The following is a 12021-nucleotide window of genomic DNA, read 5'->3' as shown; positions in this document are numbered from 1 at the left end:
GGTTCTTCATAGCCACGTGCAATGTGAGGGATAGCTCTCTGAATTTTTTCTGAACGCTTGCTGCATGCGGTTCCTTGCATCTGGCAGATTTTTCACAAATGTATACGTTTCAAACGACTTCCATGCTTGGACTAACCTTCTCCAGCTTCTACCATTACAATCGCAACAGAGACATGAATGCCAAGGGAAAGGGAAGAGGAGCTCTTATATGGCGAGACGATGGACACCTAGGCAGTTCCTCATACGCAGGCGCTTGCGCGTCGCAGTTTGCTTGACAGCCGTCGTGGCGGCGTCATTGGCCTCCTTTGGCGTCGCGGCACGAAAGACGGTAGCGATCGAGGTCAATGGCTCGACAAGAATCGTTCAGACCTATGCAATGAGCATCAGCCGCCTTCTCCAGGAACAGAACGTCGATGTGAAGACCCATGACTTGGTTGACAGCACATCGGGCAAGACACTGACCAATCACGATGTCGTTCGTGTGCAGAGCGCATACCAGACGACCATCAACATCGGTGGCAAGCAGATTCCTTTCTGGACAACGGCCACGAGCGTGCAGCAACTGCTGGCGTTCTTCCATGAGAACCAGAAGAATGCGCTCAGGGTAACCGTCAACATCGCGAATGTATACAATCAGCTCACCGGAGGACTGGTCATCAACAAGAAGGGTCCAGTGACCGTCATAGCCGATGGGAAAAGCTCCATCGCTCCGAATGGGGAGCTTCCAGCGGCTTCGATACTTGACTCCAAAGGCATCGTTCTTGGCAAGAATGACCGTGTAAGCGTCGAGTCCGACAACGGCACCACAATTCTGCGAGTGCAGCGTGTCAAATATACGCAGACGACAAAGACCGTCACCGTCGCGCATGCGACGCGGACCATCGTTGACAGCTCGCTGGCATCCGGCGAGACGAAGGTCGAGCAACAGGGGCAGGATGGCGAAAATCGCGAGACATATGACAATACGGTCGTGGACGGTTCTGTGGAATCATCGAAGCTTGTGAAGACGGAGACCCTGAGCGTGGCGATTGACACGATAATCGCAGTCGGTCCCGAAAAAACCGAAACGGAGAGCTCCGGCAGCAGTTCAGCCTCGGGCTCATCCTCTGACAGCTCCTCTTCAAGCAGCAGCGCCTCGCCTTCAAGCAGCGCATCAAGTTCATCGAAATCATCGACGAGCAAGCCCAGCTCAAGCAGCGCATCTCCAAGCGCCACCAAATCCACCACTCGCAGTGCTGCGAAATCCACGGCCGCCGCCACCCCTAAGGCCACAGCCTCAAAGTCCACAGCAACGGCAAAGCCAACGGCAAAGCCAACGGCAACCGCGACGACTTCGACAGGCAGCAGTTCGAGTTCGGGCAGACTATGGGAGCCAACCGTCGCCCAAGCCCAGGCCTATGCCGCAGGCGCAGCGGCGCAGCGCGGATGGACTGGTGCCGAATGGACCGCCCTGGTCTGGCTGTGGAACAAGGAGTCCGGTTGGAGATGGGATGCCGACAATGCCAGCTCCGATGCATACGGCATTCCCCAGGCGCTCCCCGGATCCAAGATGGGAACCAACTGGCAGTATGACGGCGCAGTCCAAATCGACTGGGGATTGCAATACATCGCCGAAAGCTATGGAAGTCCCACAGCCGCCAAGGCGCATTCCGTCAAATATAACTGGTACTGATTGATTCCAGCATTTCCTCAATTCCGAACACATTCGAGAGTAGGCGTCCAACAGCATGCCAGTTCAATCCCACATCGCATCCGAACAACCTGGCTCAGGGCTGTTAGGAGCAGGCGACATTCGCAGGCTTGCCATGGAAGCGGGAATCACTCCGACCAAAAAGCTGGGCCAGAACTTCGTCATTGACCCCGGAACGGTCAGACGCATAGTCCACGAGGCCGGAATACATGCCGGCGAAAGTGTTCTCGAAGTCGGTCCCGGGCTCGGATCGCTTACGCTGGGACTTCTGGAATCCGGTGCGGACGTTCATGCCATCGAAATTGACGCAGCCCTTGCCCGTAAGCTTGCGTCAACGGTACGAGAGTTCATGCCCGAGGCCGCTGAGAGGTTGAGTGTGCTCAACATGGACGCATTGCAGGTCCAGGCTCGTGACATTCCCGATTTCGAGGATGGTAGACCGTTCTCGCTTGTTGCCAATCTTCCCTACAACGTTGCGACACCGGTCATTCTGACGCTGCTTGCAAGATTCCCCGCGCTGAATTCCTTGCTTGTGATGGTGCAGAAGGAAGTTGCCGACAGATTGGTCGCGCAGCCGGGAACCAAGATATATGGCGTCCCCAGCGTGAAGCTCGCCTGGTACGGCAACGCGCAGCGCGCCGGATCGGTCGGACGAAACGTGTTCTGGCCGGCGCCGAACGTTGATTCGGCCCTGGTAAGGTTCCAGCGGACTCAAGGCAACCATCAGCCGGACGACACCCGGGCCGTCTTTGCCATCATCGATGCGGCATTCCGTCAACGACGGAAGACCCTGCACGCGGCGCTGAGGGGATTGGTGCACGATTCGGCCTATCAGATTTGTGGCATAGACCCCAAACGACGTGGCGAAACATTATCGATCGATGAATTCGAATCGCTGTCGTTGGCCGAATCAGGCCGACCTTTTCAAGAACAGCACAATCTCGAGGCGTCTGGGTCAGGCTATGACGCTAAGCTGAGTTAAGTCAATTTTGCGGAAGGGTTGGAATATGACGGTTCCCAAGCCATTCGATGAACGCCAGGCGCGTAAGCAGTTTGTACGTAGGCGCCAAAAGCTGGTTTTCACCATAACGGTTGTTATTCTTGCTGTAGCCATGGTATTTTCGCTGCTCTTTACCCTTGGCGATCTCGGGAAGTCAGTGAAGCAGTCCGTGGCAAGCAAGCCGAATTATGGCGTTGCGGTGCCTTGTGCGCCTGCTAATTCCACCTATGTGAATCACCCCAACGTCACGGTTCGCGTGCTCAATGGAACGGATAAGTCCGGGTTGGGCACTGCAATCATGGAAGCCCTGAGCAACGACGGCTTCAGCACACAGACAGCTGGCGATTTCCCCAGCTCCACGGAATTCACTCGAACCGAGATTCGTTTCGGCAAGAATGGTATCGCGAACGCATATACCGTCGCGACTGAATTCAACGATGCCATTCTGCGCATGGACGATCGCTCTGACAAGCTTGTCGATGTGATTGTCGGCTCAACGTTCAACAACCTCAAGAAGACCACCACGAAGACTGCATCGGGGCAGAAGATCACCTCCATCGAAGGATGCGTCACCGACCCTTCAACCATGAAGAACCTGCCAAAGGCCAGCAGTCACACCGCCGTCAACTAGTCATCGCCCAGTTTTGGCGGATTCAGCCATTGCGCTCATTCCACCATCGTCTGAGTTCAACGGTGGCGGTCTGCTCGTCAGTAGGTCCGTTATCCAGGCGGAAGGCAAGCATGTGCTTGTAGGCCTGGCCTATCTCCGGGCCAGGCTTGAGATTGAGAATCTGCATGATCTGGCTGCCATCGAGATCAGGGCGAAGCGCGTCAAAGTCCTCCCTCTTCTTCAGCTCTACGACTCGTTCTTCCATCTCATCCATCGCCTGCGCAAACATGCGTGCCTTGCGATGATTCTGAGTCGTAGCATCCGCCCTCGTCAGACGGTTCAGGCGTCCATACAGATGGCCTGAGTCCTTCACATAGCGCCGCACCGCTGCATCGGTCCATGGCTCGTCCACGTACCCGTGAAAACGCAGGTGCAATCCGACCAGCTCGCTCACATCTTGGACAAGATGGCGGTCAAAGCGCAATGCCTTCAGGCGCTTTCTCGTCAATTTCGCGCCTACCACATCATGATGATGGAAACTGACCTTCCCACCTGGTTCGAACCTTCTCGTCGCAGGCTTGCCGATATCGTGCATGAGCGCTGCCAGACGAAGCGTCAGGTCAGGAGCCGGCACCGGTCCCTCATCGTCGGTTTCCAAGGCGATGGCGCGGTCTAGCACCATCATCGTATGTTCGAATACGTCCTTGTGGCGATGATGCTCGTCCATCTCCAACTGCAGGGCTGGGATTTCCGGGAACACGACATCGGCCAAGCCTGACTCGACGAATGCCTCTATACCCTCCCTGGGGCGTTCTGAAAGCAGCATCTTCACCAGTTCATCGCGCACGCGCTCAGCAGAGACGATGCTCAGCCGCTGCGCCATGTCAGAGATGGCGACTGCCGTGTCAGGAGTAATCGAGAATCCAAGCTGTGCCACAAAGCGGACGGCGCGCATCATTCGCAGAGGATCATCGTCGAACGAGCGTTCGGGATCGATGGGCGTCCTGAGCACCTGCTTCACCAAATCGGAAGCGCCTGAGAAGGGGTCGACGAACTCGAGCGATGGAACCCGCAGCGCCATGGCGTTAATCGTGAAATCGCGGCGCGAAAGGTCTCCGAGCAGGTCATGGCCATAGGCGACCTCTGGCTTGCGTGAATCGGGATCGTAGCGATCGCTGCGATACGTGGTTACTTCGACGCGCACTTCCGTTCCATCATCTCGGTGCCTAACAGCCCCCAAGGTGCCAAACTTGCGGCCCATATCCCAGAAACCCTCACCCCAGCTGCGAAGAATCGGCTCGAATTCCTCGGGCCTGGCAGAGGAACAGAAATCCAAGTCATGCGAGCGCCTGTGCAGGAGTAGGTCTCTTACCGGTCCGCCAACAAGTGACAATTCATAGCCATGCTGCTCAAATATCTGCCCTAATTCAATCGCTTCCGGCCAAACTTCAAAATCCACGAGTAACCTTCCAAGTAACCCTTACCTATGCATACCAGCATACCGTTACCCCACCTGCACAATAACTTACGTAAAGTGGAACTATGATTACGCCCGCTGACTTCGCACGCATGCTCGCGCATGAGGCCGATGTTGCGGAGAACTCTGCCCAAAATATCATCGAGGCCGACACACTTCTCTACACCTCTCAGAGCATGCAGGAGCAGGCAGGCTACCCATCCGGCAACACGCCGGAGGATGACGGAATGGACGAGCATGGCGTGCCCACTCCCGCCATCATGGCCCGTCGAAGACTCATTGGAAACCTGACCAGCTTCGCATCTCTTGACAATCAGGATCTGCCAGTCGTTCGTGAATATTCCGCTGGCGGCTTGATATTCAACGAGAAGCAGGAAGTCGCAATAATCGCCCGCCACTCCCGATCCGGGCATCTCGAATGGTGCCTGCCGAAGGGGCATATAGAAAAAGGCGAGACCCCCGAGCAGACCGCGGTGCGAGAGGTGCACGAGGAGACGGGCATCCTCGGTGAAGTCCAGGAATCCATCGCGACGATAGACTACTGGTTCACTGGAACCAACCAACGCATTCATAAGCTAGTCCATCATTTCGTGTTGACGCAGACTGGCGGTTTCCTCACGGTCGAAGGCGACCCAGATCATGAGGCCGAACAGGCCGCATGGGTCAGCTTCAATGATTTGGAAAGCGTTCTGAGCTATCCTAATGAGCGCAAGATTGTATGGTTGTATGCAAGGAAACTTAAGAAACAAGGATGATGGACTGGCAGCACACTGGGCGTTATCACGTCAAATCTTCGGCACGCATGCCCCGTATCGCATACGCGCTGTTCACGTGTATCACAGCGGTTCTCATGGCCTTCGCAACGACCTTCACGGCACCGGCAGCGCATGCGGCCACGACAGCCTCGCCATCCGCATCCACTTCCCAATCCTCTGCAGGCACGAGTGGATCCTGCTCGGATGCCGATGTTGCAATATGCGTTCAGTCGGCGACTGCCGTGCTCACCAGCACATCGGGCTATTCGACTTCGATTCGCATCTTTAATTCGGGCGATGACTCTTTGAAGGCCGGCACGCTGACCGTCAGCATGAATGCCATGTATTCCTTCACCTCACGGGTAGACATGCAGGATTGGGCGAATGGTGACGCACATATTCCGACCCAAAGCGTTTTGGGAACGGTTCAGGTTCCAGAGATCAAAGCAGGGAAAAACGCAAGTGTCAGCATCGTCGTTCCAGCCGATAGCACCCAACTGAAGTCGATTTTCAGCTGGGGTCCCAAGCCCCTTCTCTTCAGCTATTCGAATGGAATCGAAAAGGATGGCGCCAGTGTCAACTCCTTCGTCACACGTTCGACCGATGGCCTGAAAACCGCAGGCACACCGGCGCTTTCAATGACCGTCGTCCTTCCTCTCACGGCATCGAGCTGGAGCGGCAGTGCCAGTGCGGTGAAGGAACTGCAAGTTGGCACAGGGAAGCAGTCTTCGGGATCAAGCTCGTCGTCGTCAAGCGACTCAAAGCAGACAAAGCCAACCCAGTCCTCTACGAGCAGCGGCACCGATGCGACTGCATCGTCGTCGTCATCATCATCGTCATCGTCGTCCTCTCAGGCCGGCAGCGACTCCTCCGATTCGGATACCGAACACTATTCAAGCATCGTGACCTTGAACGAGAAGGCAGAGACCACTCAACGCAGACAGCTTGAACTGCTGAAGAAATATCCGATCCTGCAATCCATCGCCGACCCGCTATACCTTCAGACTTTTCCGATTCCTCCGCAGGTCACCGGAATAATGCAGCCGGCAGACTTTGACATCACGGCATTCGCAGCAAAAGGTTCATCTGCATATGCCAATGCAGGCATCAGTGATTCCATGTGGGACAACTCCTTGGCCCAGAAGGCGCTGCAGACGGCAACCGGCGATTCGAACTCCAAATTGGATTCATATGCCTGGCAGGGCAAGGGGAATTGGACCCAGCGTGCTCTTGACACTGCGAGGAAGCAGGGATATTCCGCTGCAATCTCACTCACGGACTTCGCGTCGGACGACGATTCCGCCTCCGCCCATACGGGCAAATACACGGTCAAGACTGCCAGCGGGGACATGAGCGTGCTCGTGGCTCAAAAGCAGCTCAGCCTTCTCGCTCAGAACGCGGCCACCACGAAATCCGCCGATGCGGAAACCACTTCGGCAGGCCGGATCGCAAGGCTCATGGCGCAGAGTGCGCTGTATCAGATGGAGCAGCCCTATGCGGAGCGCGTGCTGCTGATTGCGATGAAATCGTCGGAAGATCTCGCATACGCCGATCAGGTGATGTCGAATCTCAGCCAGGCCTCTTGGCTCAAGCTCACCGATCTGGCGACACTGAAGAAGGCCGAGTCATATAAGAGCGGTCAGACGGCGACCCAATCAATACCGACAGCCAGCGGTCTGAGCAGTTCTGAACTGATGGCCCTGAATTCATCGCTCAGTGCCCTCGCAGCAAGCAAGGATGACATTTCACGCTTTTCGACATCGATTCTTTCCTCAAAGGAACAGTCGGAATCATCTCCAACGACATCAGGAACCTCGGATGCGCAGGCACTTGCACGGGGCGATGCGGCGCAAACGGGACAGCAGAGCGATGACGCTTCCGGTTGGATCAGCCAGCTAAGCCTGGCACAGAGCACCATCGCGATCCATTCGCTTGATGGCACCGGCAGGAACAGTTCCCTCCCCAGCACCGCGGCACAGCTCGCAGGAGCCCTGCTCTCCGGTGTCCGCATCACTCCATCCGAGTCCGTCACCGTCGTCACCGAAACGGCCAGTCTCCCGGTTACCGTGAGCAACGACCATCCGTATGCCGTGCATGTGATCGTGAGTTCGAAAACCGATTCCGCCGAAATCGTGACCTCCAGAGAGGCCCAGATAGAGATTCCCGCGCACTCTGAGGTCCAGGTCACCTTGCCGATACGTGTTGCGGCGGCAGGGAAGGCAAATGCGTCATTGGTGCTTCTCGACCGCAAGGGGCAGGCCTTCGGGACTACCCACACCACCCGCATCACGAGCACCCTTCGATTAAGCGATATGAGTGGGCTTGCAATTCTCGTGGTCGCGGGTATCTTTGGACTGCTTGGCCTTTGGCGCCAATTTAATCGTAAGAAGGATCCAGACGAATGAACTCTGTCGGGCGTAACTCGCTGATTATGGCGTCTGGCACAGCAGCTTCCCGAATAACGGGGCAGATACGGACAATTCTGCTTGCTGCCGCGCTGGGCACCACGGGAACCGCCATCAACGCGTATCAGACCGGCGCAATGATTCCGCAAGTCATGTTCACGTTGATTTCCGGAGGCATCTTCAACGCCGTTCTCGTGCCGCAAATCGTACGCACGCTTAAGTCGGAGCATGCAGAGGAACGGCTCAACAAGCTCATTACGACGGCCATCGTCCTATTGCTGGGATTGACGCTCATCCTGATGCTGGGCACGTCGGTGCTGACTTCGATCTATCTTGATTCGCGTTGGAGCGGCCCGGAAAGAGCCCTTGTCGATTCATTCACGCTATGGTGCATGCCTCAGATATTCTTCTATGGGCTTTACACCGTCCTTGGGCAGCTTCTGGCTGCAAAGGGCAGGTTCACGGCGTACGCATGGAGCTCGGTCGGGGCAAACATCATCAGCTGCGCCGGCTTCATATTCTTCATCGTCATATTCGGCAACGCCCAGCACCAGCCTCTGGACTTCTGGACGCCAATGAAGACTGCACTCACTGCAGGCACATGGACCATAGGCGTCGGGTTTCAGGCCTTGGTGCTGTTCTGGCCATTGATGCGGAGCGGATTCAAGTTCAAGTTCACCTGGGGCATTCGCGGCATCGGATTGCGTTCAATGGGTCCCATCGCCGCATGGAGCCTTGGCGTCGTCGCCGTCAATCAGCTTGCGAACGTGATCAACGCGCGTATCACGAACGGCGCTCCACTGGCTGGCCACGATCCTTTCGGCATCGCAGGCAACGGGTCCTATCAGAACGCATATGCCCTGTATATCCTTCCTTATTCACTGATTGCGGTGTCGGTGACCACGGCGATGTTTCCCAAGCTGTCGAAGGCCATCGCCGAGCATCGCATCGGCGATGCAAGATCGGACTTAAGCCAGGCACTTCGAAACGTCGGCCTGCTGATGGTGTATTTCACGGTGGCCCTCGTCGCAATGCCGGTTCCCATCACCCGTGCACTGCTGCCATCCGTTGACGTTCGAGAGGCGATTCTGATCGCCCAGCCTCTTGTCGGACTCTCATGGGGCCTCGTGGCGGTAAGTGCCTTTCTGCTGATCCAGCGCACCTTCTATGCCTTCGAAGATGGCAAGAATCCGTTTATCTTCGCTCTGCTGTTCAACGGACTTCAAGCTATCATCGTATTGATGGCTACAGCAGTCACCTCACCGACGCAGTGGACGCGATGGGTCGGCATCTCACTCTCGCTCGGCGTGGTCATCGCATTCCCCTTCCTTGCGATAATGCTCAGAAAACGATTTGGCGGCCGGATGGACGGCAGACGCATCACGCTGACATACGCCACGTCAATCGCTGCCGGAGCCGTCGCACTGGTGGTCTGCAAGATAGCCTACAGACCAGTGCTCCATCTCGCCGGTTCCGATGTCTCTCAATTCGATGGGCATATGAGCTGGGTCCAATCCATAGTCATCTGCGTCATCATGGTCGTGATTCTGACTCTTGTCTATTGCGGTGTGCTGATAGGGCTCAAGACCGAGGAATTCACGAATATGGTGGTCAGCGGCAAACGACGAATTGCAGGAATCCTCTCTTCCAGACACGCTTCCACTCCTGAATCCTCGGGCGAGGAAGGCGCTGCAGGTGCCACAGGAAGCATTCCCGCCCCGGATGTCATGCCCTCCTCGATTCCCGTCACGAATGCCCGCAAACAAAATACATGGGAAACATCCACAATTCCTGCGGAAAATTCCCAACCTTCGGTCAGCCAGAACGTTAGAATGGCGAGAGTACCGGTTACTCATAGATCGGTGGGGCACTCAGAAAGAACAGGGAGCATGAAACCAAAAGTTGGTGACACGTTCATTCACCGATACACATTGGTGGCTTCCTTACGCGACGAACCGGGCCTTCAGGTTTGGAAGGCGACCGATAGGGTTCTTGCCCGTGATTGCCAATTATTCATCGTGACCGATGAAACCCTGGTCTCTCAAATCAACACCTTTGCATCGGGCCTGGCACTTCGTCACAACCGGCATTTCACACCCGTATATCACTTCAGCACTCAACAGGGTGTCGGGTTGCTTGTGACCGCCATGGACAGTGGCATATCAGTCTCTGACTACCTCGCCGGTCCGGAAATGGCGACGCTCAGCTTCGAGGCCATGCGCTCGATCATCGGCGAGGCCTGTGAGGCGCTGATCAGCCTCAAGCAGGCCCATCTGATAGACGCCGCAGTCTCCGCAGACACCATTCGCCTATCAGAATCCGGCATCACCCTTGCCGCAGCCCCCATCAACGCGATGCTCGAGCACCCGCTCGCACGGGTTGCCACGCGCGAATCCTTCGAAGAGCTTGCAACCCGCCAATTGTCTGGCACACTGTATGCGATGCTGACGAGAACGCCAGAAATCCGCGGCATGAGATTCACCGAGCAACTGCTTCCCTCAGGGATGCCTGATGAATTCGGCATCATCTGCAGACGTGGATTGCATATCACGGGAAGCGATGGCCGCGAGCCGATACCGCTGATCACGCTTGCAGAGCTGTCTGCGCTTCTGGGGACATGGAGTCCGACTGCCGAGCTGTCGGATGACGACATCGTCTGGCCGAAGGCGACTGGCCGTCAATCCATCGAACAGGTCGGCATCGTTCCAAGTCCAGACATGCAGGTTCTTGAGATTCCCGACTCGTTCGCTCCGAAAGATGAATCGGCCGAACAGTCCCAGGAACCGAAATGGGCGACAAATCAGTTGCTGTTCCCCGAGAGCAGCGAGGTTCAGCTTGTTCAGCCGACGCCAAGCGACGGGGACTTCTTCTCTGCCTTCGATGATGGATCGCGCACTCACCCTCGTGCTTCGAACGCAACCAATCCATACGACGTATCGCAGATTCGCGAGAATTCACTGACCAACACCGGTGACATTCCTATGGTCACAGGTGATTTGGAACTTGGAGACATCGAACAGGGCTACGTCAGCGCGGATCGTCAGCGTCAGGCGGAGCGCGTGCTTGACGAGCAGATGACTGCGACCATGCAGCCTCTGCCGCCAAGCTTCACGCCCAAGCCCCGCGATTATGCACCCAAGGAGGATTCGGCTGCCCAGTCGCGCTCAGAGGCGCAGACTCCCGATGACGAAGACGATTCCAGTTCCAAGATGCTCGGCATCTTCACCACACGGTCCATGGCCATCGTCGTCGGCATCATCGCCATTCTTGTAGCCCTCTTCTTTGCCGTAAACGCGCTCTTCGGCAATGTCGCGAACATTGGCGACTCGTCGTCAGACACCACAAAATGGCCTGACATGTCGAACGTGACCCTGCCAGGAGTTTCCAGTCCGACCGCCTCTTCAAGCGGATCCGGCAGCGCCTCGTCAAGCTCAGCGTCAGCCACATCCTCAAGCTCGAAGGCATCGAGTTCCGCAAAGGCGACGAAGTCGTCGAGCAGCGCCACTAAGTCGAGCAGCGCCTCAAGCTCAGCGACGACCGAGACGGTGACCCACGTCGACAAGAATGCCGAAAAGGTGCCCGATCCGGTGGTTCAGAACACCACCGCATATGCGACGGGAACCGAAACCTACATCAATCAGCCCAGTGGCTACGAAGGACGTGGTTGGTACATCCATCTCACCCAGGCCGAGAAGGTATCCCGCATCGTGATTTCAATACGTCAATCCGGTGGGCAAGGCCAGATCTATGCGAATTCGACGGCCACCTCGCCCACTCAGGGCACTGCGATCGCGCAGTTCTCATTCGATTCCAGCGGCACGACCGAGGTCAAGCTGAGCACTCCTGTCACCACGCAGGACCTGGTCGTCTGGGTTCCTCTCACGACCACGCCTTCAAGCGGCCTGTATTTCAACTCGGTCAAAGTGTACTGAAGTCGCAAGTGTACTGAAGTCGTAATAGCTTCACCTTGGCGTTCCCCAAATCGTGTGGTTTGTAATACAGTGTGAAATCAACGTGTGACATCATGCTTCTTGGGATCGCCAAGACATGATTCGCACGATTCGATGCCTTGGAAGCAATATGC

General features: G+C 56.3%; 7 protein-coding genes. 6 read left to right on the top strand and 1 reads right to left on the bottom strand.

The window, feature by feature from the left end:
- Positions 1-208: 208 nt before the first annotated feature.
- Genes QN062_RS06490 through QN062_RS06480 form a run of 3 tightly spaced genes read left to right on the top strand, consistent with a single transcriptional unit; the run spans position 209 to position 3321 of the window.
- Positions 209-1672, top strand: a complete 1464-nt coding sequence (locus QN062_RS06490) for a ubiquitin-like domain-containing protein (protein ID WP_369341021.1) — start codon at positions 209-211, stop codon at positions 1670-1672.
- 55 nt (positions 1673-1727) lie between these two features.
- Entirely contained in the window at positions 1728-2672 is a 945-nt protein-coding gene (rsmA, locus tag QN062_RS06485) for a 16S rRNA (adenine(1518)-N(6)/adenine(1519)-N(6))-dimethyltransferase RsmA (protein WP_369341020.1), read from the top strand.
- A gap of 25 nt (positions 2673-2697) precedes the next feature.
- Positions 2698-3321, top strand: coding sequence for a LytR C-terminal domain-containing protein (locus tag QN062_RS06480; protein ID WP_369341019.1), 624 nt, complete (start codon positions 2698-2700; stop codon positions 3319-3321).
- 22 nt (positions 3322-3343) lie between these two features.
- Here the strand turns inward: QN062_RS06480 and QN062_RS06475 are convergent, their stop codons facing one another.
- A complete protein-coding gene (locus tag QN062_RS06475; RefSeq protein WP_369341018.1) occupies positions 3344-4759 on the bottom strand; it encodes a CCA tRNA nucleotidyltransferase in 1416 nt (471 codons plus the stop codon).
- Between the two features lie 83 nt (positions 4760-4842).
- Here QN062_RS06475 and QN062_RS06470 point away from each other — a divergent pair, with 83 nt between their 5' ends.
- The 3 genes from QN062_RS06470 to QN062_RS06460 all read left to right on the top strand — a co-directional run bounded on the left by QN062_RS06470 (position 4843) and on the right by QN062_RS06460 (position 11869).
- A complete protein-coding gene (locus QN062_RS06470; RefSeq protein ID WP_369341017.1) occupies positions 4843-5532 on the top strand; it encodes an NUDIX hydrolase in 690 nt (229 codons plus the stop codon).
- Positions 5533-5627: 95 nt separating this feature from the next.
- Positions 5628-7937 carry a DUF6049 family protein gene (locus tag QN062_RS06465; RefSeq protein WP_369341016.1) on the top strand — a complete coding sequence of 770 codons (2310 nt, stop codon included), beginning with the start codon at positions 5628-5630 and terminating at the stop codon, positions 7935-7937.
- Positions 7934-11869, top strand: a complete 3936-nt coding sequence (locus tag QN062_RS06460; protein ID WP_369341015.1) for a lipid II flippase MurJ — start codon at positions 7934-7936, stop codon at positions 11867-11869. Before QN062_RS06465 ends, QN062_RS06460 begins: the two co-directional genes overlap by 4 nt.
- The last annotated feature ends 152 nt before the right edge of the window (positions 11870-12021 follow it).

It is taken from the genome of Bifidobacterium sp. WK012_4_13, from assembly GCF_041080835.1.
Lineage (GTDB): Bacteria > Actinomycetota > Actinomycetes > Actinomycetales > Bifidobacteriaceae > Bombiscardovia > Bombiscardovia fermentum.
Note: the sequence above shows the minus strand (reverse complement) of the source record. Positions and strands in the feature narration are given on the sequence as shown.

Coding starts and splice junctions, on each gene's coding strand:
- QN062_RS06490 (WP_369341021.1), top strand. CDS start 209: ATGGCGAGACGATGGACACCTAGGCAGTTCCTCATACGCAGGCGCTTG.
- rsmA (WP_369341020.1), top strand. CDS start 1,728: ATGCCAGTTCAATCCCACATCGCATCCGAACAACCTGGCTCAGGGCTG.
- QN062_RS06480 (WP_369341019.1), top strand. CDS start 2,698: ATGACGGTTCCCAAGCCATTCGATGAACGCCAGGCGCGTAAGCAGTTT.
- QN062_RS06470 (WP_369341017.1), top strand. CDS start 4,843: ATGATTACGCCCGCTGACTTCGCACGCATGCTCGCGCATGAGGCCGAT.
- QN062_RS06465 (WP_369341016.1), top strand. CDS start 5,628: ATGGCCTTCGCAACGACCTTCACGGCACCGGCAGCGCATGCGGCCACG.
- QN062_RS06460 (WP_369341015.1), top strand. CDS start 7,934: ATGAACTCTGTCGGGCGTAACTCGCTGATTATGGCGTCTGGCACAGCA.